This window comes from Acinetobacter sp. NIPH1876 (assembly GCF_022808535.1).
In the GTDB taxonomy this organism is placed as follows: Bacteria; Pseudomonadota; Gammaproteobacteria; order Pseudomonadales; family Moraxellaceae; genus Acinetobacter; species Acinetobacter higginsii.
Genome location: NZ_JALGBR010000008.1, coordinates 54,801 through 77,795 on the forward strand (window position 1 = coordinate 54,801; position 22,995 = coordinate 77,795).

The window sequence follows — 22,995 nt, forward strand, 5'->3', positions numbered from 1 at the left end:
AAAAATAGCGCCTTTTAGGCGCTATTTTTTATTGTTATCAATTTAAAACTCAGTGCTCAGCGTATTTACTGAGATATTCTTCTCTGATATTTACACGCTCTTCGCTACTGGCATTTAGCATGCGTTTACGAAGAATGTTACGTTCTTGCATACTCATTTTTTGCCAAACATCACGCATTTTCTGTTTTTCTTCTTCAGGTAATTGCGTGAACCACTCCATTCGTTGTTGAAGCTGTGTGCTTTGATTGGTTGGTACTTCCTTTAATGTCTGATAGCGCTTGATTAAAACGCGTTGCTCCTCAGGTGATAAGTCATCCCATGCTTCTTCCGTTGCTGGTTTATTCGGTTTGGAAAATACCCAAAAACGTTCTGAACCTGCAAAACTGGTTTGTAATAAGCCGAGCGTACACACAACAAGTGCTAATTTTTTAGCTGCCATGTGGAACTTTATCCTCACCTAAGACCAATAACATTTCCATATCTTCAACCATTTGCGGTGAAAGTTTTGGATTCACGACAACTTGGTTTTGTGGTTGATCTGCCAATTGCAACGAACTAGGTAGAACCACAATCCCCATGAGGGCAGCAGCAAACGCAAAACCAGTCATTTTCCAAACACTGTAATAAGAGGTTGGTTTCTTTTGTACAGTATCGAGAACATGATTCATCACCATCATTTTATTGTGGTGCTGTTCTTTCGCAAGTTGGTCAAGTCTGGAAGTCACATGTTTAGTGAACTCATCTTTTTTCATCTGATGATCCTCCCGTATGCGGGTTTAAATGCTCTAAAGCAATTCGGAGTCCCTGAATTGCACGGTGGTAATGTGTTTTCACACTGCCTTCACTGCAATCCATAATTTGTGCTGTGGTCATCGTATCAAAACCTTCCCACGCTCTTAGCATAAATGCTTGTTGTTGACGGACGGGTAGTTGATTGACTGCAGCTTGAATTTCCTCCATCGTGACTTCTTGATCAAGAAATTCAAACGGATTAGGGGTCGATTCATCCACAACATCAATGATTTCTTCGTCATCATCTAAACTAATTTTTTTAAATAATGAAAATGGACTCGCACGGCGAGCTTCTTTGCGTCGCCAGTCTTGGAGTTTGTTATTTAATATGGTGTAGAACAGGGGATACCATTCTTCAGTACTTTTATCTGCATATGATTTGTGCAATGAAATGAAAGCTTCTTGCACTAAATCCATTGCAATGCCTTGTTGTCCCTGCGTTGCACTTTCCATCATAACCAAGGCACGACCTGTAACGTCTTGCATAAAAAAACGCAGACGTTGTTCAACAGTACTGTGATCAGTACTGTTTTCGGTTCGAGCCTGTTTCGGTGCTAAATCCATAGAGATGGAAAATCCTGTCATGGATACCCACCATTAATTCCAATTCATTAATCATATAACGTTGAAAATGGTGGGCGCGTTGACAACTTAAGCAATTATTTTTAGTAGTGTAATTGATTTTCTCAGTAAAAAAATCGTATTTAAAATAATTTAACGTTTTTACTGACGTTGGCGAACCATTTCAAAGAAGCATACTGAACCTGCAATGGCGACATTGAGAGACTCTTGTCCACCAGGTTGAGGGATCGCTACTGCCTGAGCATGCTCAAGTGCATAGTCACTTGCACCTTGACCTTCATTGCCTAAAATCCAGACGCAGGCTTGAGTTAAATCTTGGCTATATAAACTGGTTGAGCGATGTGAACTGGTCACAAAAACTGGAATTTGAAATTTTGGAAGAATATCTGTGAGCTGGAAGTTTTCAAAACATTGAAGACTAAAATGAGCGCCCATACCTGCTCGAAGCACACGTGGAGACCAAAGTGCAGCTGAGCCTTGTGTACAAATCACCTGTTTGATGTTTGCAGCGGCAGCAGAGCGGAGTAGTGTCCCTACATTTCCAGGATCTTGAACATTTTCTAGAATTAAAGTATCCGCCTTAAAATCAATCGTGGCGGCAGTTTTGGGTAAATCAACAATCGCGAGACAAGGCAGGGTTGTGCCTAAGGTACTTAAATCCTTATACAGGACTTCACTAATAACAAAGATGTGAGCTTGATGGAGTTCAATCACTTCTTGTAAATCTGGATGTTCTAAGGCTTGTTCGGTGGTAAATAAAGAAAAGATTTTTTTCTGCTGTTGCAACCAAGCCAAGCACAGATGTGTACCTTCTAGAACGGTTTGCTGATGTTTTTTTCGAGCACTGTTAAGCTCGATCAGACCACGCAAATGTTTAATTTTTGCATTGTCTTTTGATTCTAGGAAAATAACCGCCATAAGATAAACATCCAAAAGGGCATCATAATTTTATAATGCCCTGATTATAAAATTAATTAGTGGTAGCTTGTTACGCGTTCCACTTCGTTTTTAGAGCCAATAATCACAGGGACACGTTGGTGTAGTTCTGTTGGTTGGATGTCCATAATACGAACACGACCTGTCGTAGACGCACCACCAGCTTGTTCGATCAACATACTCATTGGATTTGCTTCATACATCAAACGTAAGCGACCTGCTTTTTTTGGGTCTTTTAAATCGTAAGGGTAAAGGAAAATACCGCCACGACATAAGATACGGTGAATATCACCTACCATACATGCAACCCAACGCATATTAAAATCTTTTTCACGGACTGATGTTTTACCCGCTAAAAGTTCGTCAATATAACGTTTTACAGGGTTTTCCCAGTGACGTTGATTCGACGAGTTAATTGCAAACTCTTGTGTATCTGCTGTGACTTGCACTTGTTCTGTCGTTAGCAAGAAGTTTTGTGTTGTTGGGTCAAAAGTAAAGAACGCAACACCTGCACCCACTGTAAGTGCTAACATGGTTGACGGGCCATAAAGCACATAACCTGCGGCAACTTGCGCTGTACCAGCTTGCATAAAGTCTGCAGATTGAGTGACAGAATTCTTTGCAGGAAGAATAGAGAAAATTGTACCGACACACATGTTAATGTCGATATTGCTTGAACCATCGAGTGGATCAAACAAAACTAGATATTTACCATTTTCTTGGGCAGGGGTGAAGTCATCTAGCTCTTCTGAGGCCAAACCACCCACTTGTGGGTGTGCTTTTAAAGCATCAATCAGGTAATCATTAGAAATAACATCTAATTTCTTTTGTGTTTCGCCTTGAACGTTCTCGTTGCCTGCACTGCCCAAAATACCAGCTAAAGCACCTTTTTGAAGTGCCTGATCAATGGTTTGGCATGTAGCCGCAATTGTTTCGATGACTTGTGCCAACTCTGGAGTCAAATTCCCATTTTGTTGTTCTAGGTATTGGGTCAAAGTAAGGTTTGACATATTGAATAGCTCCGATTTGGCCGTGTCAAAAATTGATAAAAAAAGAATGTGGGTATTCTAGATGAGATCGTCCGAAAATAAAAATTATCTTACTTTATTTATGTTGCTTTTATGATTACAAGTGCAGCATTACATGCTATGTTGCATAGATACTAAACAGGATGTTTGGAGGCTACCGATGTCAACCAAGAATTTTGAGGCAACGCCCACGCCGAGTGAGCCGATTAGCTTAGATACGATTTCCAAAGAAAATGTGAAGGATGCATGGAAAGAGTATGAAGCTAAGCCAGAATATAAAGAGTTTAATAAGCACGATTTGATTGAATCAATGCAAAACAAGCCTGATGCTCAATCTTCGTCTTAATAAATGAAATAAAAATGCTCACATGAAGTGAGCATTTTTATTTACAGCGAAACCACAATTATTTTAATAGTGGTGGAACTGCTTCGTAGTTAATTTCTACGCGGCGGTTTTCTTTCCACGCCGCTTCATCATGACCTGCATTCACCGGTGATTCTTTACCGTAGCTAACTGCTTCAAGTTGCTGTGGGTTTACACCGTTGGTAATCAAAAAGCTTTCAACTGCTTTTGCACGGCGTTCGCCAAGTGCCATATTGTATTCACGCGTACCACGTTCATCCGTATGGCCTGTCAGAGCAACACGAGAGTTAGCGTTAGCAACTAGGAATTGAGCATGTGCTTGTAGGGTTTGATAATCTTCATTCGATAAATCACTGCTATCAAAGTTAAAGTGCACCACGCGTTTTGCCAAGAATGCTTTATTTGCAGCAGTGACACCTTTAGAAGATGCACCAGCCAAGTTTTGCGCATTTAATGCTGCATCTTCACTTAAACCATCTGTGCTGACTGTGGTTGAGCCATTTGGATTTGTGCCAGTAGTAATTTCAGCGGCAGGCTTACGGCTTGCACAGCCTGTAAATACAAGTGTTGCAGCAATCAGTGGAAGCGTTAGATATTTAATGTTCATATGATTCTCCAATCGATTAAACTTATTTTGGTGCCCAAGCTGGTTCACGAACTTCACCTTGCTCGCTTGGTAAATTCATGCGGAAACGGCCATCAGTCGACATGACGGATAACAAACCACGACTACCTTCACGTGTTGCATAAACCACCATCTGTCCATTTGGTGAGAAGCTCGGTGATTCATCTAAACTTGTCGGTGTCAGAATATTGGTGATACCAGTATTGATATCTTGGATTGCAACTTTGTAGTTACTGCCACTTGGACGATGTACTAAAGCAATCTTTTTACCATCAGCACTCAAAGTACCGCGTGCATTAAACGCACCTTTGAAGGTCAAGCGTTTTACAGAACTATCATCAAAGCTATAGCGATAAATCTGTGGTGAACCACCACGATCAGAAGTAAAGATAAATGATTTACCATCTGGAGAATAACGTGCTTCAGTATCAATCGCAGAGTCATTGGTCATGCGCTGTACTTGACGTGTGCTTAAATCCATTTGATAAACTTCTGGGTTACCATGCATTGATGCAGTGAATAACATCGATTTTCCGTCTGGAGAGAAGCTTGGAGCGCCATTTAGACCGCGGAAGCTCGCTAAAACTTCACGTTGGCCCGTGGCTAAGTCTTGTAAGTAAATTGCAGGGCGTTTGGTTTCAAATGATACATAAGCAATTTTCTTAGCATCAGGTGTCCAAGCTGGAGATAAGATAGGATCACGTGATGACAATACTGTTTTAGGTTGCTCACCATCTGTGTCGGCGATTTGTAATGTATAGCGTTGGGCAGGTGTCGCTTGATTACGCAATACATAAGCAATACGACCACTAAAGTCACCAGCAATACCTGTTAAAGCTTGATAGATGGTATCACTGATCAGGTGGCCTGCTTGGCGTACACGTGAGCTTGGTACAGTCAGTACTTCATTGAGTAAGTATTGTTGTTTCTGTACATCATATAACTGGTAATGAATCTCAAAAGTATTGGCATCAACCGCCTTAAGTTGTCCAACGACAACATACGGCACACCGGCATTCTGCCAATCACCCGCTTGAACCTGATTAAGGCTTGCAGTAGCCGGCAAATTTTGAGATGCGCTGGTAAAACGACCTGAACGATTCAAGTCGCTTTCCACAATTGGATAGATCGCATTGTCATTTGCAAATGGGATGATCGCGATTTTAGGTGCTTGTTCAGGTGCTTTAGCAATTTCGAGGTGTAATTGTGCGAAAGTTGCTGTTGGAACAACTGTACTAATCGCAGCAAATACTGCTAAAGAGAGGAGGTGTTTACGAGTCTTGTCCATAGTTACAATTACTTGCGTTCGTATTTTTGTGGCTGTTGATTATTTAACATAGTTACATGCTTTGTGCTATTAAAAGCATGTAACGTTAACTATTCATTACTATTTTGCAGTAAAACTTGAAGTAAAGCTTCTTGCTTCACGACGGGCGGTTGGATCATCTGGCATCGGGTAAGGAGCAGCAGCTCTTACCGCAGCTTCGACACTCGCCTTAACGTCTGGGTCACTCGCTGTTACAACGACAGAAAGTACGGCACCGCTATCGCTTAAAGTCACACGAGCGCTCGCACGCTGACCCGATGAGCCAGATGGCATATTCCACGCACGATAGATTTTTTGTTCGAAATCACGTTTCGCAGTTGAAGCAACACGTTTTGCATCCGCTTTTTTCTGGGCAGCTTCCTGCTCAGCTTTTTTAGCGGCTGCAGCTTTGGCATCTGCTTCAGCCTCAGCTTTACGTTTCGCATCTGCGTCAGCTTTTGCCTTCGCATCGGCCTCGGCTTTACGTTTCGCGTCTGCATCAGCTTTTGCCTTGGCATCTGCATTTGCTTTACGTTTCGCATCTGCGTCAGCTTTTGCCTTCGCATCGGCCTCGGCTTTACGTTTCGCATCTGCGTCAGCTTTTGCTTTGGCATCAGCATTTGCTTTGCGTTTCGCGTCGGCCTCAGCTTTAGCCTTGGCATCAGCTTCGGCTTTACGCTTCGCATCAGCGTTGGCTTTTGCTCTCGCGTCGGCCTCAGCTTTACGTTTTGCATCGGCTTCAGCACGTGCCTTGGCATCAGCTTCGGCTTTACGCTTCGTATCTGCGTTGGCTTTTGCTCTCGCGTCAGCCTCAGCTTTACGTTTTGCATCTGCTTCAGCACGCGCCTTGGCATCTGCCTCAGCTTTGCGCTTGGCATCCTGTTGCGCTTGAAGTTTTGCATTTTCAGCAGCTTTTTGCTGTCTTAATTTCGCATCTTGTTCCGCTTTTTGGCGTGCTTTGGCTTCAGCCTCGGCTTTGGCATTTTGTTCAGCTCTACGCTTCGTATCTGCTTCTGCTTGGCGTTTCGCTTCAGCGTCCGCACGTTGTTTCTGTGCTTGAGCATCTGCAAGTTTACGTTGTTCTTCAACTTGCTGTGCACGAGCAGCTTCATCTGCTTTGCGTTTTTGCTCAGCAAGTTTGGCTTGCTGTGCCTGTTCAGCTTTTTGCTTTTCAGCCGCAAGTTGTTGTGCAGTTGGCGGCGGAGGTGTTACAGGAATATTTTCAGGAAGTGTTGTATCCACGATAGGGCTTTGCACTTCTTCTGCCTGATGTTCAGCAGAGACTTGTTGTTCGGGTTGTTGTAATGACTGTGGTAAATCTTCTGGCTTCACCAAAATAGTGGTCAGTTTTTTAGGTTCTTCAGGGGGTTTACTCAAGCCTAAAAACAACAAGCCAACAATTGCGATTGCATGAACACCGAGGGTAAAACCCAGCGCAATCGCATTTTGCTTAAAAGGTGGCTCTTGAAATTTTTTCATAGCTTATTTTAAAGACTTCGTGAGTAAGCCGACTTGAGTAAGACCAGCTTCTTGTAAACTAGACATAAGAGCGACAACTTCACCATATGGACGAGATTCCTCTCCATTGACTAATACCATCAACTTCTTATTTTCTTGTTCAGCTTGTACTTGAGCTTCGCTTAACACAGTTTCGAGCTGTTCAAGTGAAAGTGGTTCACTACTTTTATGTTCTTTATACTCAAGGTAGATATTGCCATCTTTACCTAAAGTCACCATTGCTGGCATATCTTTTGATTCGATAGGTTGATTATTGGCTTGTGGCAAATCTACTTTAATACCGCTGGTAATCATGGGGGCGGTCACCATAAAAATGACCAATAACACCAACATGACGTCGATATAGGGAACCACATTCATATCACTTTTGAGCGGTTTTTTAATCCGCTCAAAGCGTCCAGATCGTTGAATCGCCATTATGCATCTTCCTGTGTCGTTCCAATCGCTTGACGCTGTAATAGGGCAACCATTTCTTCTGCAAATAAAGCACGATCTGAATAGATTGATTCACCTTTAGCGGTAAAGTGGTTAAACGCAAGTACAGCAGGAATTGCTGCAAACAAACCAATCGCAGTTGCAATGAGGGCTTCGGCAATACCAGGAGCAACAGTTGCCAAAGTCACTTGGTCCACGGCAGCAAGGCCGATAAAGGCATTCATAATCCCCCATACCGTACCAAATAAGCCGATATAAGGTGCAACTGAACCAATACTAGCAAGTGCACCCAAGCCGACTTCTAAACCACCTTGGTCACGGCTTAAACCAACACGCAGGATACGTTCAGTTCCTTCGATGGTTTGATTGGTGTCTGCTTTACGTTTTTGCAACTTAAAGAACTCACCTAGGCCTTGGTAGAAAATATCTTCTAGACCACGACGTTTAGAGTTCAATTGTGCATTATTATAAAGCGTGTTTAATTCGGCACCTGACCAGAACATTTTTTGAAAATGCTCATCCTCTTGTCCTGCTTTTTTAAAGCCCATATATAATTTGGCAATCAGATACCAGCTATAAATTGAAGAGAGTAGCAGGATCAGCATGACCAGTTGTACAACAGGACTTGCTTGTAAAATTAGGTCAGAAATATGCAGGGAAGATTCTAAGTTAGTTGCCATAAGTTGCTGTGCCGAAAGTTTATTTTAGTCCTGTGCTAATTCTTTTTGAATCAGATCACGAATTTCATCAGGAAGTCTACGTGGCATTAACTCTTTGTTTAAACATGCCAACACAACCTCACCTGAAGCCAGCAAGATTTCACCACGATAAATATTTTGTTGCAACACAAAAGATGCGGCTTTACACGAAATAACACGTGCTGTAACGGTAATTAAATCATCCATTAATATTGGGCGTACATATTTAACAGCGATTTGATGTACAACGAAGCTGTAATCTTTTTGGTGCCAGTAGTGATCAACACCAGCTGCACGTAGCCATTCGGTACGGGCACGCTCCATAAAACGGATATGATTGGCATGGTAAACGATACCGCCTGCATCTGTATCTTCGATATAAACGCGAATGTTGAACTCAAAATGATTTGCCATTTCTATTACCTATTTTTGCGTACTGTCAGCAATCAGGAATGATATTGCCTCAATAAGGTTAAGGAAATAGTAATAAATAACATATTGTTGAATGAGGTAAAAAAGAAGCCCTTGAATAGGGCTCTTTCTTTTAATAGTTGAGTTCTTCCCAAGCGACGACTTTAGGGAAGCCTGTGACGGTAACGCCATTGGCATATGCACGCATTAATGCTTTATAGTCAACGGTTTTAGTAATGGTGATTGCATTTTTATTGTTGTTAGTATCTTCAATAAAAATTTCAGCAAAACTTGGATAAAATACTGATACATCACCGACACTTCCAAATTTGATTTGATTGTCAAAATTTACAGAGAATTCTTTATTATTGGATATCCCAACTAGACGTCCTTTGGTAATTGATCCAGTTGACCAAGGCTCAAAGCTATAGTTTGTAAGTTTATAGACTTCGGTATATTTTTTATCAGCCCATGTGAATTCCATTTGAGCAATGTCATATTTGAAGGGGCGAGCATCAGCATAATAAGATAGACTGCTTTTGCTTCCATTAAAGGTTGTTATTTCATTATCAACTTCTACTTTAAATTGGTTCAGTATCGTATCGATTTTAAAGTTATCCTGTGACCAGTATCCTTGTGTGCTAACACTTCCAGACAGAATCATTGGTTCCTCAGAAACAGGTTGAATAACGCCATCTTTTGTATATTGTAAATCACATTTATTCAGCGTAACAGTTTGGCTATTTCTGCTAAAGCTCCCTTCTTTATTTCGGCAGAAGGCTTTGTAGCCCATTTTTTCTCCACCTTGAATTAAATAAAAAACGGATTCAGCAAGCGTGATCGTATCAATGAGTTGATTTTCATTAATGCTTGATAAATTGATAATGGGTGCATAAATCAATTCAAGATTTTCTGGTTTGCTATAATCTAGTTTTTCTTTAGCTTGAAATGAATTGCCATTATTTGCATTATCACCTCCACCCCCGCAGGCTGTTAAAAATAAGCTACTCAAAAATACGGAAGTTAAAGTTTTATTTTTCATTGTTACCCTAAAAATAATGAGATGATTAAAATCAGGCATATCCTATTCTAATCATCCCATTATAAGAAGCACTAAGTTGAAAATATTTTTATGTTTCAGGTGGCGTCATCCCAAATTGTAAATACGCCATATTGGTTGCAATACGGCCACGTGCAGTACGCATCACATAACCTTGCTGGATTAAATAGGGTTCAATCACATCTTCAAGCGTTCCACTATCTTCAGCCATGGCTGCGGCCAAAGCTTCCACACCTGTTGGTCTGCCTTCAAAACGTTCCAATAACATACTGAGATAACGACGATCGAGTGTATCTAAACCAGCTTTATCGACATTAAGCATGTCTAAAGCACGTTGTGCCATATCTTGAGTCACTTCGCCTGTACCTTTCACTTGCGCATAATCACGCACACGACGTAATAAACGGTTGGCAATACGTGGGGTGCCGCGGGCACGACGGGCAATCTCTGTTGAGCCTTCTTTGGTAATCGGGACATCCATCAAGTTAGCTGAACGCGTCACGATATGGGTCAGGTCTTCAACTGAATAGAACTCTAAACGCTGTACAATCCCAAAACGGTCACGTAACGGAGAGGTGAGTAGACCTGCACGTGTTGTGGCAGCAACTAAAGTGAAGGCGGGTAGATCGAGCTTGATTGAACGAGCAGCAGGGCCTTCACCAATCATAATATCGAGTTGATAGTCTTCCATGGCTGGATAGAGAATCTCTTCGATCACGGGTGAAAGACGATGAATCTCGTCAATAAATAGCACATCACCTTCTTCCAGATTGGTCAGCATGGCAGCTAAATCACCAGCACGTTCTAATACAGGGCCAGAAGTTGATTTTAAATTACCGCCCATTTCTCTTGCGATAATATTCGCCAACGTGGTTTTCCCTAAACCTGGAGGGCCAAAGATCAAAGTATGATCTAGGGCTTCACCACGACCACGCGCTGCACCAATGAAGATTTCCATTTGCTCACGAACCACAGGCTGACCAATATAGTCAGCCAATGAGGTCGGACGAATGGCACGATCAAAATGATCTTCAGGTTTTTCTGTTCCGCTAATAAGACGATCTTGCATATATCTATTACTTCATCATGGATTTAAGCGCAGCACGGATAATGTCAGCAGATTCAGTATAGTCTGCTTTAACTGCTGCCACTGCTTTTTGTGCTTCTGCTGGTTTATAACCTAAGGATTGCAAAGCAGCTTCAGCTTCGGCAACTGGTGAATTTGCCATAAATTGAATTTGAGCAGCAGCATTTGTCGTACTGCCAGTTGAATGTGCTAAGGCTTTGAAACGATCGCGTAATTCAATCATTAATCGTTCAGCAGTTTTTTTGCCTACACCCGGAACTTTAATCAGCGTATTAATATCATCATGTTCAATTGTGTGGATGAGCAGTTCAACACTTAATGTCGATAGAATGCCCAAAGCCATTTTGGGGCCAACGCCATTCACTTTGAGTAGGGTACGGAAAATGGTTTTTTCTTGTGCATCTCTAAAGCCGTAAAGTTGTTGCGCATCTTCACGAACGACTAGGTGGGTCCATAAAGTAACTTTCTGTCCCTTTTGTAATTGGCAAAATGTCGAAAGTGGTGTGTCAATTTCATAGCCAACGCCATTTACATTGAGTAATACGGTTGGGGCTTCTAGGGCAAACACTTCGCCAATTAAACATCCGATCATGAGTTAAATTTCACTATTTTTAAAAACAATTTAGTTTGGGTATAAAAAGGAAAGGGTGCCAACTCATCTAGTGGCTAAAAGAACCCTATCTTATTGCCTTGCAGCTCTTGCGCCAAGCTATAAGCCTGATGATCCGAGAACTTACTAATAATATCGAGAACTTGCATAATATTATTATAGTGGTTGTTTTGCAGATTTACCCCTGAATGTTGCAAAATTGACATCAACCGCTGTTCTTTAAAGCTTAATGTCTTATGCGGCATGGTCAATGGGATAAAGGCGTCCAAAATCGTTTGTAGGCTTTGGTGTGCAATAATTTCTAAACCAGATTTTTGAGGATGCTCAAAAATACGGTCTCGGGCAAGATTCTTCGCCGTTTGGATACCTGCTTCAATATCCGGTGAGCAATATTGCAATAGGCTGCCTTTGAGCTGACCGGTTAAAATTTCATACTGATGTTTGGCAAATGCCGTGGTCACCTCATCGACTAAACGCTTCATTACACGCCCACGGAGAGCTGCAATTTTTTGCTGCCATGTGGTATGTGGTAAATGGAGTTCTTCTGGATAACCATAATCTGCAATCAGATTCAGAAAAATTGGCTCGACTTCGGCATAGTTCAACATGTTCAGAATAATGCCATCTTCTAAATCAATGAGTGCATAACAAATATCATCAGCTGCTTCTAATAAATAGGTCAGTGGATGGCGGCAATAGTGATAGTCACCAAGCTGAATCAGACCAAGTTGCTCTGCTAACTGTTTTAAAATTTCTTTTTCAGATTGATAGCAACCAAACTTTGCCCGTTGATGGGACGGCATATCGCCTTGTTCTTCGATGGTTTTAGATAACCACGGATATTTTAAATAGGCACCGAGTGTTGCACAGGTTAAGCGCATACCACCATCATCGGGGTGATAGTCAATACGGCTGAGTAGTCGAAGTCCTTGGGCATTGCCTTCAAATTGACGTACATCGGCTGCTTCTTCTGGGGTGAGTTTTGTCAAGAAATCACGATGCGATGCATCATCAAACCACTCACGAATCGCATATTCGCCTGCATGACCAAAAGGTGGATTACCAATATCATGCGCTAGACAGGCAGCTTGGATAATCGCACCAACATCAGCAGGTGAAATCCACATCGGTAATTCATCTTTGATTTTTTCTGCGGCCAACATGCCGAGTGAACGCCCAATACAAGACACTTCTAGCGAGTGTGTGAGACGGGTATGAATCCCATCATGTTGAGTCAGTGGGTGAACCTGTGTTTTTCTATTTAATTGACGGAAACTTTGAGAAAATATAATTCTGTCATAATCTTTGTGGAATGGGCTTCGAGCCAATTCAGTACTACTTTTTTTACTACCTAAACGAATTGCAGAAAGCAATTCTACCCAACGCATTTGTTCCATTCATCATTATTCACTACGAGTTCAGGATCATCATGCCAAAAAAAAGATTAAAGCACTAGAGTAGGGCGACATAAGTTGTCTTGGATCAGTATGTTGTCGTTTATAGTTTTGTATTCAATCATAATTTAAGGCATTTATTTGCTCACATATATGGCTTTTAAAGGTGTTGATGGTGGGGTAAAAGAGTCACTTGCAAGCAATGAGCAATTCTTTATTTAGTTTGGTATTTCCACAAAAGAAGACTTGCAAACAAGAAATATGAGTTATACAGCAGGCTAAATGAATTGTTACGAATAAAGTAAAATAGATAAAGCTACAAGAAATTAAGCCATTTGCAGTAGAAAACTCTGATTTTTAAGATGGATATAGCTAGCTGAAATGAGCCTTTCACAGTAGAATATGCGCTCTTTCATAAGTCACATTGTGGTAGGTTCGTTAGACCCACCCGTGGAGCCAAAGTCAACATGTTTATCGTGGCCGGTGCATCAGCACATTCTTCTTTCAAGAAAGCTCAACTCTTAAACCGATTAACGTCAATGAGTTCTGTTCAATCTTTTGACAGCCAGTGGGTTTATTTGTTTGATCAAGCGCTCAACGAGCAGCAACATCAATCGGCATTACAACTTTTAAACGATGGTCAATCTTTCGAACTTCGCCAAGCTGCAAGTGATGAAATCCAGATTTTAGTGACACCGCGTGTGGGGACAATCTCGCCGTGGTCATCTAAAGCAACCGATATTTTCCAAAACTGTAATACACCTATTCACCGTTTAGAGCGTGGTCTGTTATTTACACTTAAAGGTGTGAAAGAGATTTCGAACGAAGTGAAATTGGCCTTACATGACCGGATGACAGAGAGTGTTTTTGCTCAAATTGATGATGCAAAAGCTCTATTCTCAGAAACAGCGCCGAAGCCATTGAACTCAATTGATATCTTGGGTCAAGGAAAAGAAGCACTAGTCAAAGCCAACAATGAGTTTGGCTTTGCTTTATCTGAGCAAGAAATTGATTACTTAACCGAAGCATTTACCAAGCTTGGTCGTAATCCAAACGACATCGAGTTGATGATGTTTGCACAGGCAAACTCTGAACACTGTCGTCATAAAATCTTTGGTTCTGAATGGACAATTGATGGTGAAAAACAACCATTATCATTGTTCCAAATGATTAAAAACACTTATAAAGAATCTCCAACCGATGTGTTATCAGCATATAAAGATAACGCCTCTGTCATTGTGGGTTATGACACGATGCGTTTTTATCCGAAGGCGGATGAAAATGGTCACTTCGTTTATAAATATAAGAGCCAAGCTGCTCATATCTTGATGAAGGTTGAAACACACAACCATCCAACTGCAATTGCTCCATTTGCAGGTGCTGCAACAGGTTCGGGCGGTGAAATCCGTGATGAAGGTGCAACAGGTCGTGGTGGTAAACCAAAAGCAGGTTTAACTGGCTTTACGGTTTCAAACTTAAATATCCCTGGTTTTGAACAACCTTGGGAAGATAACTACGGTAAACCTTCACGTATGGCATCGCCATTACAAATCATGATCGAAGGTCCATTGGGTGGTGCTGCGTTTAACAACGAATTTGGTCGCCCAGCATTAAATGGTTATTTCCGTACTTTCGAACAGAATGTCAATGGTGAAGTGAAAGGCTTCCATAAGCCAATCATGATCGCTGGTGGTTACGGTAATATTCGTCCTGACCATGTTGAAAAAGATGCGATTCAACCGGGTGACTTGCTCATTGTATTGGGTGGCCCTGCAATGTTGATCGGTCTTGGCGGTGGCGCAGCGTCTTCTGTAGACAGCGGTACCATGGGCGAGAGCTTGGACTTTGCTTCGGTGCAACGTGAAAACCCAGAAATGGAACGCCGTTGCCAAGAAGTCATCGATACCTGCTGGCGTTTAGAAGACTTTAACCCAATTGTGTCTGTACATGACGTCGGTGCAGGTGGTGTATCTAATGCCATGCCAGAACTTGTGAATGATCATGAGTTGGGTGCAGTGCTTAACCTACGTAAAATTCCATCATTAGAGCCAGGTATGAGCCCGATGGAGATCTGGTCAAATGAAGCGCAAGAACGTTATGTACTTGCTATTCGCCCAGAGTCTTTAGAACAGTTTGAAGAAATTTGTGCACGTGAGCGTTGTCCGTTTGCGGTATTGGGTGAGGCGACTGAAGCGCGTCACTTAACGGTTGAAGATCCGTTGTTTGAGAACAAGCCTGTTGATATTCCAATGCAGGTGATCTTAGGCGGTACACCGCGTATGCAACGTTCATATGAAACGATTGAGCGTACGGGTAACGACTTTGATGCTGCGAAAGTTGATTTAAAAGATGCGATTTTCCGTGTATTGAAAAATCCAACAGTTGCGTCTAAATCATTCTTGATCACCATTGGTGACCGTTCGATTACGGGTATGGTTGCACGTGATCAGATGGTGGGTCGCTGGCAGGTTCCTGTAGCTGATGCTGCTGTAACCACCACTAGCTTGCAAGGCTTCACAGGTGAAGCAATGGCAATGGGTGAACGTCCACCAGTAGCGTTGTTAAATCCAGCTGCATCTGCGCGTCTAGCGGTTGCAGAAGCAATCACCAATATTGCTTGTGCCAACATCGAACAAATCAGCGATATCAAGCTTTCTGCAAACTGGATGGCAGCGGCAGGTCAAAAAGGTGAAGACCAAGCCTTGTTTGAAGGTGTGAAAGCGATTGGCATGGAAATGTGTCCTGCATTAGGTATCGCAATTCCAGTCGGTAAAGATTCACTTTCAATGCGTACCACTTGGAATGATGGTGAAGACAAAGCAGTGACTTCGCCTATGACCGGTGTGATCACTGCATTTGCTCCAGTGTTAGATGTTCGTAAAACATTAACGCCTGAATTGAAAAACTTAGCAGACTCAGTACTGGTACGTATTGACCTATCTAAAGGTCAGTTCCGCCTAGGTGGTTCGATCCTTGCGCAGGTGTATAAAGCCATTGGTTCAGTGACACCTGATGTGGATAGTTTTGATGACTTCAAAGCATTCTTTGCCTTGATTCAAGACTGGAACAATCGCGGTGTGATTAAGGCTTACCATGATATCGGTGATGGCGGTTTATTGGCGACTGTTGCTGAAATGATGTTTGCTTCGCGCTTAGGTGTTGCTTTAGAAAATCAATCAACTGAAAGTTTATTCGCTGAAGAAATTGGTGCTGTACTTCAAATCACAGCGGCGGATTGGGCTCAGTTAGAAGTTGAAGTTGCAGCATCTAGCCTGAAAGATGCCATTGCAGTTGTGGGCCGTGTCAATACAACCGATCAATTGGCTGTGAATGGTTTAACTTTAGAGCGTGCTGAATTGCAACAAGCATGGGCAGAAGTATCGCATCAGATCCAACGCTTACGTGATAACGTTGAGACTGCTGATCAAGAGTTTGCATTAATCGCAGACAAAAACCACAAAGGTTTGATTGCACAAGCAACTTATGACTTGAATGAACCTGTTGAAGCGCCGTTTATCAATACACGTCGTCCTAATATGGCCATCTTGCGTGAGCAGGGTGTTAACGGTCATGTTGAAATGGCCGCTGCTTTTGACAAAGTTGGCTTCAATACCATTGACGTACACATGAGTGACTTACTAGCAGGTCGTGTCAGCTTGAGCGACTTCGAAGGTTTAGTGGCGTGTGGTGGTTTCTCATACGGTGACGTGATGGGTGCTGGTGGTGGCTGGGCGAAATCAGTCTTGTTCAATGCGAAATTACGTGACCAGTTTGAGCAGTTCTTCCATCGTCAAAATACATTCAGCTTAGGCGTATGTAATGGTTGTCAAATGATGTCGCAACTTGCACCACTGATTCCAGGTGCAGAGCATTGGGGCCGTTTCCACCGTAACACTTCAGAAGTATTTGAAGCGCGTGCCGTGAACGTTCGTGTAGAAAAATCAGTTTCTGTATTACTTGAAGATATGCAAGGTTCGATTTTACCAATCGCTGTTGCGCATGGTGAAGGTCGTCTGGTTGCAACTGAACAGCAAATTGCTGCTTTAAATGCTGAGAACCAAGTGATCTTACGCTATGTGGATAGTTTGGGTAATCCAACTCAACACTATCCATTGAACCCGAATGGTTCACCTGAGGCGATTACAGGTTTAACCTCTAAAGATGGTCGTGCAACCGTGATGATGCCGCATCCAGAACGTAACTTCCGTGCTTTACAGCATTCTTGGAAGCCTGAAGATTGGGCAGAAGATGGTGCTTGGTTACGTATGTTCCGTAACGCACGTAAATTTATTGGTTAATTAAAGTCATGAAATAAGCCACCGTCAGGTGGCTTATTTCATTCCGTATAAAATAATCATCAATGGACAAGAAAAATGAAATCAAAAATCCATTTCCGCGAATTTGCACTGCTGATGGCATTACTGATGTCCATCGTCTCATTCTCAATTGATGCTGTTTTACCCGCACTCGGTGAAATTGGTCGTGTTTTTACTTTGCAAAATAGTAATCAGGCGCAATGGGTCATTATCAGTATTTTTTCAGGCATGACCATCGGGCAACTGATTGCAGGACCATTGTCCGATGCAATTGGACGGAAACGGATTTTATTTACAGGTATTGTCATCTACTTTTTAGGAAGCTTATTGTGCTATTCCACTCAAAGCTTTGAATGGTTCTTGGTCGGACGTTTTATTCAGGGTGTAGGTGTTTCTGGACCTTATGTCGCTTCGATTTCGATTGTGCGTGATAAATATAGCGGTGCCCAAATGGCCCGCATCATGTCTCTGATCATGATGGTATTTATGGTCGCGCCTGCAGTTGCACCGAGCTTGGGACAGTTGATCATCCATTTCTTTGGCTGGCGCGATATTTTTGTGTTGTATATGGTCTATGCTATCGCTGTTGGAGCATGGGTTGCTTTGCGCTTGGAAGAGACCTTAGTGCCTGAAAATCGTCTGCCAATGCGGGTACAAGCATTTAAGGATGGTTTTAAGGAAGTGGTGAGTAATAAAACTACCATGAGCTATTTGTTGTGTGCAGGCTTTTGCTTTGGTGGGTTTATTGGCTATCTTGGAACGTCACAACAAATTTTTATGCAACAATTTGGCAAAACAGGGCAGGAGTTTAGTGCTTACTTTGCTTTATTGGCAGGTGTGATGGGGATTGCATCTTTTACCAATTCTAGAATTGTCATGAAGTTTGGCATGCGTCCCATCTGTATTTATGGCTTTCTTGGTTTAAGTCTAATTTCGTTGCTGTTCCTCATCATTCAGCTTTCTGGCGTATCCATCTCATTCTGGATGTTTATGCTGTATGCCTGCATTCTATTTTTATTGTTTGGAACACTATTTGGCAATCTAAATGCGATTGCAATGGAACCGATGGGGCATGTGGCCGGTATGGCTTCTGCGATTATTGGTGCATCGTCTTCGGTATTATCGCTTATTCTCGCCTCTATTATTGGTCAGTTATATAACGGAACTTTAATTCCAATGACCTGTGGTTTTGTGATTTTATGTGGTTTGGCTTTTGTGCTGACCTTATATGAAAAACGACAATTAACTAAATTAGCAAGTTAAATCTTATAGTTTGATTTTTGGACTGAAATACATTTAAAAGCCATCTGATGATGGCTTTTTTATATTTAGCTTTTGATGCAACTCATTAATGCATCGCGAGCTCTAAATCCACCACTAATGGATGATGCGTAGATTGTTTTTCCTTGCAGTAAAATTTCCATTGCACCGACATCATCCAGTTTGGGGGCTGTCTGTACCATACTTACAGGAACGAGCAGCATACCTTTCTTTGGGCTAGGAAGTAGGGTAGCCTCCGTTGGCATGACTGAATGATCAGTCCGTATCACAATGTCGAGTTGTTGATTACTGGCCGTTGTTGGTATATGAGGACCTGTAAATACCAATGCTCCAGTACTTCTTTCTGAAGGACCGAACAGAGTAAGTTGATTCAAACCAGAATTATAAGAGACGGCACATCCTCCTTTTCTGCCACGATGTTTAGAAAGAAACCATATTCCATGTTCACCTTGATAAATTTGTTTCATGTTTTTAGAGCTTGTTAATGGATAGTGTGAATTTGAGTCAGCTTGAATAAGCTCATTTGCATAGAGAAATGTTGATTTTGTTAAAGCACTAAAAGCGAAAATTAAGGTCATTAGAGGTTTATGGGGCATATAAATACTCTTTGCTTTGGATTCTAGTTTTAAAATTCTATTGATTCGCTTTAAAATCTAATTGAGCGAATCAAGGGATATTTGACTGAGCGTTATATATCCTGATTGATCTTTTATATATTTTTTTAACATCGGTTAAAAGATCATAAGATGAGCAATAGCTAAAATTGTCCTAGGATGTTTATAATTAAAGGATAAGATGTTGGATAATATGAGCACTCATTTTTTTAGGCAGATCGATGGGGTGTTGTGGCTGATGATGGCAAAGGTATGTTTGGTATAATTTCGAATAAGAGTAGTAAGTGAATGGTTGAGAACAATGCACTTGATGGGTGTAAAATAAAAAAGGTAGAGATTGTAAAATTAAAGAATTAGAGATTTTTATATATGGTTGATTTTGTTTCTGAGTTGATAAGCTGTCGACATGAAGATACGCATTTGCCTTTTTATCCAGAACATATTCAAGGCTATACAGAGCAAGAAATTGATCAAATTGCTGAAATTTATAATCTAGAGATTCATGGGCAGTTCCGAGAGTTTTTATCGCAAATGGGAAGATGCTCAGGCGGTTTGTTGTGGGGTACTGTATCTATGTTCAGATATTCATGGAATAAAGAGGCATATACAGGCTATCAAAAAGTTTTAGATGATGAAGATGAAATAAATAAACCTAATGGGTGGATTAGTGCCGTTGAAAATAAACTCTTCCCATTAACAAATGAAAATGAAGGCAATCAGTTTGCATATCTGGCGACTGCTTTAAAAAATGATTATGTTTGGTTATGGGATGATGGACAACCAGAATCTGAATTTAGTCGTACTGGATCTACACTTTTAGAATATTTAAAATGGTTAGTAGAATATGAGACTAAACAAGCACGGTTTGGAGACAAATCGGCCAACTTTGAACAGGATAAACAATATATTACGGGGAAATTATTAGACTAAATTATTGGTTTAGAAATAAAAGTTTTATTTATATAACTTCGAGCGACTAAAAGTGCAGTGCTATGAGAAAAGTTGTCCCTGTAGTTTTAAGACATAAAAACCCAGGTATAGATATATTGGCTTTTCATCATCCACTTGCTGGGACTCAATTGGTTAAGGGCACAATTGAACAGGGTGAGCAATATGAACAGGCTGCAATTCGTGAGTTGTTTGAAGAGTCGGGATTGAGTGCTCAGCCTAATCCCAAGTTTTTGGGTAAGCTCATACTTAAATTTAATCAGCAAAACTGGTATTTCTATGTATGCGAGGTGAAGGGTGAGCTGGCTGAAACGTGGCAACATCATTGTCAGGATGGCGGTGGTTTAGAATTTAGGTTCTTTTGGTATTGTTTAGATCAACAACCAGATGATCATTGGCATGAAACCTTTAGAGAAGCGTTAAGCTTTTTAAGGAATAGCTTAACGTCGTTATAATCCATCTGCTCTTGGTGAAAGCCAGTCTTGATATTTGTTTCTTAAATCATTTCTTTTCGCTTCATCAAAGATAATAAAATCAATGCCGCCATCATAAGGTGCAACAATTATATTTTTCTCGAAAGAAATCATAAAAGCCCTCAACTCATCATCAGCAATTTTTTTTAATAATTCATTGTGAGTGTTCGGTTGCCAAGTTGTTTCTAGAGAATATGGTCTAAAAAAAGAATCTTCTTCGTCATCATCATAATCTTCAGGATTGAGTTGCTTTAAGTTTATTTCTTGCTCTAAATGAAATTTGTAGGGGAGTATAAAGGCTGGATCATAGGCTTTATTGTTACGGGAATGGCTAAAATAGTGACCTGAGACAATGAATATAGAAGCATCATCCCCAAAGCAGTCTGTAATAATTTTATTATGTCGATTTAATAACAATTCATATTCGGCAGTCGTATCCGCATATCTTTTTGACTTGGGAAGGCTATGAATTCTGAACCAAAATTGTGGAAAGTAGTGCTTAAGTAGATGAGAAATTGGAAGTTTGTCGGCATAGAACTGATCCCATAGGGATTGAAATGAGTTGCTCATATTTTGACATAGAAGAATTTAGTAATATATTATTAATATAATTTGGAATAATTAATTTAAGAAGTAAAAAAATTAGGAGAATAGGTTCATATTAATTTTCACTTTGAAAAAATGGTTCAATTTTTGCATTCTCAATAATGATCATAAGAATTGGAGAACAACATGATAAAACATGAAAATTATTTAAGAACATTGCATACAAAAGATCGAGGTTGGTTTTGGTTTGGCTTGACTGTCGTTATTCAAATCGTACTGATAAGCGTGAGCTATTTGATGATGAATATTTCACTTTGATTGTTAAGCTTTTATCGCGTTATGATTGAAGTCTGATCTACGCTTATTTGAGCTATTTAAACGATGCTAAAATTGATTTATTACGTGCCAGAGTCTCACCTTGAATCTACAAAATCTGCCATTTTCGAAGCAGGGGCAGGTGGTATTGGCAATTACGAGCATTGTGCTTGGCAAGTCAAAGGCATTGGACAATTTAAGCCTGTAAAAGGTGCAAATCCTTTTTTAGGGCAGTTGGATGAATTAGAGCAGCTCGAAGAATGGCGAGTTGAAACTATTGTCACAAAAGAAAAGGCCAGTGCTGTGGCAAAAGCTCTAAAAGCAAGTCATCCCTATGAAGAACCTGCTTTTGAGTTTATCCAGATTTTAGAGATTCAATAAGCTTTATTCTTTTCTAAGCATACTGCTTTGAATCAACCGAGCGATATCTGTTGTCCGTGCGCTCACCAGTTCTGCTGCATTGGTACAAGCTTCTTCTAGGCTGATCGGGCCTGAGGTTAATGAAAAAGCAGCAGTAATACCATGGGCGTAAAGTGCTTGGTAATTCTCTCCAAGCGTTCCTGCAATCACAATCACGGGTACATTGGCGGCTTGTGCAATTTTAGCGACGCCAAAAGGTGTTTTGCCGTTTAAAGTCTGCTCATCAAACTTTCCTTCACCTGTAATCACCCAATCAGCTCCTTGGATTTTGGCAGCAAGTTGATTCAGTTCTGCAATGACTTCAACTCCAGATCGAAACTCAGCCTTTAAGAATGTTTTAGCAGCAAAACCAAGTCCGCCTGCGGCTCCTGCACCAGCTTCATTACGTTGATCGACGCTAAGCAATTGAGCAGTAACGTCGGCAAAATGGGAGAGAGCTTGATCTAACTCCAACACTTGTTGAGGCGAAGCGCCTTTTTGTGGCCCAAAAATATGAGATGCACCATTTGGGCCACATAAAGGATTGGTCACATCGGCAGCCAATAAAAATTTAGTCTGTTGAATTCGTGAATCAAAATTTTCTAGATCGATCTGTGCCAAGTTTTGCAAGGTAAGACCACCAGCAGGCAAGACTTGATGATCTGCATCTAGAAATTTAGCACCTAATGCATTGAGTAAACCTGTACCTGCATCGTTGGTTGCGCTACCGCCAATTGTCAAAATGATTTCCTGAGCACCCGCATCTAATGCTGCGAGAATCAGTTGTCCAGTACCGTATGTACTGCTATGACATGCATCGCGTTGTGATGGTTGAAGCAGTTGAATACCACTGGCTTGTGCCATTTCAATGATGGCGATCTTTTTAGCATCTAACCAGCCCCATTTTGCCAGTACAGGTTCACCAAGAGGGCCTTGTACCATTTGCTCACGCCATTGCCCAGAACAAACTTCCAATACAGCCTCGATAGAGCCTTCACCACCATCTGCCATAGGGCATTGAATGATTTCTGCTTCAGGAAAGACCTGTTGCCAACCTAAAGCAATTGCCTGAGCAATACCATGTGTAGATAGGCTGTCCTTAAATGAATCAGGGGCAATCACAACTTTCATAAATTCTTTGCAATCTAATTTTAATCTAGCTTGAGCTTAGTCTGTCCGATGTTGAATATCTAGATGAATGACAAAAATAAAAAAGCCACTAAGTAGCAACTCAGTGGCTTGGTTTAATCAACGACT

At 41.2% G+C, this 22,995-nt stretch carries 25 protein-coding genes; 7 read left to right on the forward strand and 18 right to left on the reverse strand.

All coding sequences use genetic code 11. The annotated features are described in order from the left end of the window. Positions 1-49 precede the first annotated feature (49 nt). From MN869_RS09770 to MN869_RS09790, 5 genes are all read right to left on the reverse strand, one after another. A complete protein-coding gene (locus MN869_RS09770; RefSeq protein ID WP_033134573.1) occupies positions 50-439 on the reverse strand; it encodes a DUF3106 domain-containing protein in 390 nt (129 codons plus the stop codon). Beyond that, the gene (locus MN869_RS09775; protein ID WP_004654617.1) at positions 429-752 is read right to left on the reverse strand and encodes a hypothetical protein; all 324 of its coding nucleotides are present in this window, start codon (positions 750-752) and stop codon (positions 429-431) included. The genes MN869_RS09770 and MN869_RS09775 overlap by 11 nt, the downstream gene beginning before the upstream one ends. Further along, entirely contained in the window at positions 739-1,356 is a 618-nt protein-coding gene (locus MN869_RS09780; protein ID WP_033134574.1) for an RNA polymerase sigma factor, read from the reverse strand. Before MN869_RS09780 ends, MN869_RS09775 begins: the two co-directional genes overlap by 14 nt. Before the next feature lie 159 nt (positions 1,357-1,515). Beyond that, the gene (locus MN869_RS09785) at positions 1,516-2,292 is read right to left on the reverse strand and encodes an RNA methyltransferase (protein WP_004805656.1); all 777 of its coding nucleotides are present in this window, start codon (positions 2,290-2,292) and stop codon (positions 1,516-1,518) included. Between the two features lie 56 nt (positions 2,293-2,348). Next, positions 2,349-3,320 (reverse strand): class 1 fructose-bisphosphatase, encoded by a 972-nt coding sequence (locus MN869_RS09790; RefSeq protein WP_004805658.1) that lies wholly within the window; start codon positions 3,318-3,320, stop codon positions 2,349-2,351. Between the two features lie 178 nt (positions 3,321-3,498). Between MN869_RS09790 and MN869_RS09795 the strand changes: the two genes are divergently transcribed. Then, positions 3,499-3,684 carry an NF038105 family protein gene (locus MN869_RS09795; protein ID WP_004805661.1) on the forward strand — a complete coding sequence of 62 codons (186 nt, stop codon included), beginning with the start codon at positions 3,499-3,501 and terminating at the stop codon, positions 3,682-3,684. Between the two features lie 58 nt (positions 3,685-3,742). Here the strand turns inward: MN869_RS09795 and pal are convergent, their stop codons facing one another. The 10 genes from pal to MN869_RS09845 form a co-directional block, all read right to left on the reverse strand. Next, positions 3,743-4,309 carry a peptidoglycan-associated lipoprotein Pal gene (pal, locus tag MN869_RS09800; protein ID WP_004805662.1) on the reverse strand — a complete coding sequence of 189 codons (567 nt, stop codon included), beginning with the start codon at positions 4,307-4,309 and terminating at the stop codon, positions 3,743-3,745. Between the two features lie 22 nt (positions 4,310-4,331). Continuing rightward, positions 4,332-5,615, reverse strand: a complete 1,284-nt coding sequence (tolB, locus tag MN869_RS09805; RefSeq protein ID WP_005322019.1) for a Tol-Pal system beta propeller repeat protein TolB — start codon at positions 5,613-5,615, stop codon at positions 4,332-4,334. 99 nt (positions 5,616-5,714) lie between these two features. After that, positions 5,715-7,112 carry a cell envelope integrity protein TolA gene (tolA, locus tag MN869_RS09810; protein WP_033134575.1) on the reverse strand — a complete coding sequence of 466 codons (1,398 nt, stop codon included), beginning with the start codon at positions 7,110-7,112 and terminating at the stop codon, positions 5,715-5,717. A gap of 3 nt (positions 7,113-7,115) precedes the next feature. Then, positions 7,116-7,568 (reverse strand): protein TolR, encoded by a 453-nt coding sequence (gene tolR / locus MN869_RS09815; protein ID WP_004805667.1) that lies wholly within the window; start codon positions 7,566-7,568, stop codon positions 7,116-7,118. Then, on the reverse strand, positions 7,568-8,266 hold the full coding sequence (gene tolQ / locus MN869_RS09820) for a protein TolQ (protein WP_004805668.1): 699 nt from the start codon (positions 8,264-8,266) through the stop codon (positions 7,568-7,570). Before tolQ ends, tolR begins: the two co-directional genes overlap by 1 nt. A gap of 24 nt (positions 8,267-8,290) precedes the next feature. Further along, the gene (ybgC, locus tag MN869_RS09825; RefSeq protein WP_004805671.1) at positions 8,291-8,698 is read right to left on the reverse strand and encodes a tol-pal system-associated acyl-CoA thioesterase; all 408 of its coding nucleotides are present in this window, start codon (positions 8,696-8,698) and stop codon (positions 8,291-8,293) included. Between the two features lie 130 nt (positions 8,699-8,828). Beyond that, positions 8,829-9,737, reverse strand: coding sequence for a hypothetical protein (locus MN869_RS09830; RefSeq protein ID WP_033134576.1), 909 nt, complete (start codon positions 9,735-9,737; stop codon positions 8,829-8,831). 88 nt (positions 9,738-9,825) lie between these two features. Continuing rightward, the gene (gene ruvB / locus MN869_RS09835) at positions 9,826-10,824 is read right to left on the reverse strand and encodes a Holliday junction branch migration DNA helicase RuvB (RefSeq protein ID WP_033134577.1); all 999 of its coding nucleotides are present in this window, start codon (positions 10,822-10,824) and stop codon (positions 9,826-9,828) included. A 7-nt stretch (positions 10,825-10,831) separates the two neighbouring features. Further along, complete coding sequence (ruvA, locus tag MN869_RS09840; RefSeq protein WP_033134578.1) at positions 10,832-11,434, reverse strand: Holliday junction branch migration protein RuvA; 603 nt, start codon at positions 11,432-11,434, stop codon at positions 10,832-10,834. Positions 11,435-11,508: 74 nt separating this feature from the next. Beyond that, complete coding sequence (locus MN869_RS09845; protein ID WP_004805678.1) at positions 11,509-12,849, reverse strand: deoxyguanosinetriphosphate triphosphohydrolase; 1,341 nt, start codon at positions 12,847-12,849, stop codon at positions 11,509-11,511. Positions 12,850-13,313: 464 nt separating this feature from the next. Between MN869_RS09845 and purL the strand changes: the two genes are divergently transcribed. Continuing rightward, complete coding sequence (purL, locus tag MN869_RS09850; protein WP_033134579.1) at positions 13,314-17,144, forward strand: phosphoribosylformylglycinamidine synthase; 3,831 nt, start codon at positions 13,314-13,316, stop codon at positions 17,142-17,144. A 75-nt stretch (positions 17,145-17,219) separates the two neighbouring features. Beyond that, a complete protein-coding gene (locus MN869_RS09855) occupies positions 17,220-18,425 on the forward strand; it encodes a multidrug effflux MFS transporter (RefSeq protein WP_033134580.1) in 1,206 nt (401 codons plus the stop codon). Between the two features lie 65 nt (positions 18,426-18,490). On the opposite strand, the gene MN869_RS09860 is transcribed toward MN869_RS09855, so the two are convergent. Continuing rightward, positions 18,491-19,039 (reverse strand): hypothetical protein, encoded by a 549-nt coding sequence (locus MN869_RS09860; protein ID WP_033134581.1) that lies wholly within the window; start codon positions 19,037-19,039, stop codon positions 18,491-18,493. A 387-nt stretch (positions 19,040-19,426) separates the two neighbouring features. Here MN869_RS09860 and MN869_RS09865 point away from each other — a divergent pair, with 387 nt between their 5' ends. Beyond that, positions 19,427-19,987, forward strand: a complete 561-nt coding sequence (locus MN869_RS09865) for an SMI1/KNR4 family protein (RefSeq protein ID WP_033134582.1) — start codon at positions 19,427-19,429, stop codon at positions 19,985-19,987. 62 nt (positions 19,988-20,049) lie between these two features. Then, on the forward strand, positions 20,050-20,460 hold the full coding sequence (locus tag MN869_RS09870) for an NUDIX domain-containing protein (RefSeq protein ID WP_033134583.1): 411 nt from the start codon (positions 20,050-20,052) through the stop codon (positions 20,458-20,460). On the opposite strand, the gene MN869_RS09875 is transcribed toward MN869_RS09870, so the two are convergent. After that, positions 20,455-21,048 (reverse strand): hypothetical protein, encoded by a 594-nt coding sequence (locus tag MN869_RS09875; RefSeq protein WP_241345135.1) that lies wholly within the window; start codon positions 21,046-21,048, stop codon positions 20,455-20,457. The genes MN869_RS09870 and MN869_RS09875 overlap by 6 nt on opposite strands. 162 nt (positions 21,049-21,210) lie before the next feature. Here MN869_RS09875 and MN869_RS20410 point away from each other — a divergent pair, with 162 nt between their 5' ends. Then, a complete protein-coding gene (locus MN869_RS20410) occupies positions 21,211-21,342 on the forward strand; it encodes a KGW motif small protein (protein ID WP_264673604.1) in 132 nt (43 codons plus the stop codon). A 63-nt stretch (positions 21,343-21,405) separates the two neighbouring features. Continuing rightward, positions 21,406-21,720 (forward strand): hypothetical protein, encoded by a 315-nt coding sequence (locus MN869_RS09880; protein ID WP_004805695.1) that lies wholly within the window; start codon positions 21,406-21,408, stop codon positions 21,718-21,720. 3 nt (positions 21,721-21,723) lie between these two features. Here MN869_RS09880 and MN869_RS09885 read toward each other — a convergent pair whose 3' ends face one another. Continuing rightward, positions 21,724-22,869, reverse strand: a complete 1,146-nt coding sequence (locus tag MN869_RS09885; RefSeq protein ID WP_033133625.1) for a glycerate kinase — start codon at positions 22,867-22,869, stop codon at positions 21,724-21,726. Positions 22,870-22,995: the final 126 nt, after the last annotated feature.

Bases quoted from the DNA above. Each gene is read 5' to 3' on its own strand.
- MN869_RS09770 (WP_033134573.1), bottom strand. From the start codon at position 439: ATGGCAGCTAAAAAATTAGCACTTGTTGTGTGTACGCTCGGCTTATTA.
- MN869_RS09775 (WP_004654617.1), bottom strand. From the start codon at position 752: ATGAAAAAAGATGAGTTCACTAAACATGTGACTTCCAGACTTGACCAA.
- MN869_RS09780 (WP_033134574.1), bottom strand. From the start codon at position 1,356: ATGGATTTAGCACCGAAACAGGCTCGAACCGAAAACAGTACTGATCAC.
- MN869_RS09785 (WP_004805656.1), bottom strand. From the start codon at position 2,292: ATGGCGGTTATTTTCCTAGAATCAAAAGACAATGCAAAAATTAAACAT.
- MN869_RS09790 (WP_004805658.1), bottom strand. From the start codon at position 3,320: ATGTCAAACCTTACTTTGACCCAATACCTAGAACAACAAAATGGGAAT.
- MN869_RS09795 (WP_004805661.1), top strand. From the start codon at position 3,499: ATGTCAACCAAGAATTTTGAGGCAACGCCCACGCCGAGTGAGCCGATT.
- pal (WP_004805662.1), bottom strand. From the start codon at position 4,309: ATGAACATTAAATATCTAACGCTTCCACTGATTGCTGCAACACTTGTA.
- tolB (WP_005322019.1), bottom strand. From the start codon at position 5,615: ATGGACAAGACTCGTAAACACCTCCTCTCTTTAGCAGTATTTGCTGCG.
- tolA (WP_033134575.1), bottom strand. From the start codon at position 7,112: ATGAAAAAATTTCAAGAGCCACCTTTTAAGCAAAATGCGATTGCGCTG.
- tolR (WP_004805667.1), bottom strand. From the start codon at position 7,568: ATGGCGATTCAACGATCTGGACGCTTTGAGCGGATTAAAAAACCGCTC.
- tolQ (WP_004805668.1), bottom strand. From the start codon at position 8,266: ATGGCAACTAACTTAGAATCTTCCCTGCATATTTCTGACCTAATTTTA.
- ybgC (WP_004805671.1), bottom strand. From the start codon at position 8,698: ATGGCAAATCATTTTGAGTTCAACATTCGCGTTTATATCGAAGATACA.
- MN869_RS09830 (WP_033134576.1), bottom strand. From the start codon at position 9,737: ATGAAAAATAAAACTTTAACTTCCGTATTTTTGAGTAGCTTATTTTTA.
- ruvB (WP_033134577.1), bottom strand. From the start codon at position 10,824: ATGCAAGATCGTCTTATTAGCGGAACAGAAAAACCTGAAGATCATTTT.
- ruvA (WP_033134578.1), bottom strand. From the start codon at position 11,434: ATGATCGGATGTTTAATTGGCGAAGTGTTTGCCCTAGAAGCCCCAACC.
- MN869_RS09845 (WP_004805678.1), bottom strand. From the start codon at position 12,849: ATGGAACAAATGCGTTGGGTAGAATTGCTTTCTGCAATTCGTTTAGGT.
- purL (WP_033134579.1), top strand. From the start codon at position 13,314: ATGTTTATCGTGGCCGGTGCATCAGCACATTCTTCTTTCAAGAAAGCT.
- MN869_RS09855 (WP_033134580.1), top strand. From the start codon at position 17,220: ATGAAATCAAAAATCCATTTCCGCGAATTTGCACTGCTGATGGCATTA.
- MN869_RS09860 (WP_033134581.1), bottom strand. From the start codon at position 19,039: ATGCCCCATAAACCTCTAATGACCTTAATTTTCGCTTTTAGTGCTTTA.
- MN869_RS09865 (WP_033134582.1), top strand. From the start codon at position 19,427: ATGGTTGATTTTGTTTCTGAGTTGATAAGCTGTCGACATGAAGATACG.
- MN869_RS09870 (WP_033134583.1), top strand. From the start codon at position 20,050: ATGAGAAAAGTTGTCCCTGTAGTTTTAAGACATAAAAACCCAGGTATA.
- MN869_RS09875 (WP_241345135.1), bottom strand. From the start codon at position 21,048: ATGAGCAACTCATTTCAATCCCTATGGGATCAGTTCTATGCCGACAAA.
- MN869_RS20410 (WP_264673604.1), top strand. From the start codon at position 21,211: ATGATAAAACATGAAAATTATTTAAGAACATTGCATACAAAAGATCGA.
- MN869_RS09880 (WP_004805695.1), top strand. From the start codon at position 21,406: ATGCTAAAATTGATTTATTACGTGCCAGAGTCTCACCTTGAATCTACA.
- MN869_RS09885 (WP_033133625.1), bottom strand. From the start codon at position 22,869: ATGAAAGTTGTGATTGCCCCTGATTCATTTAAGGACAGCCTATCTACA.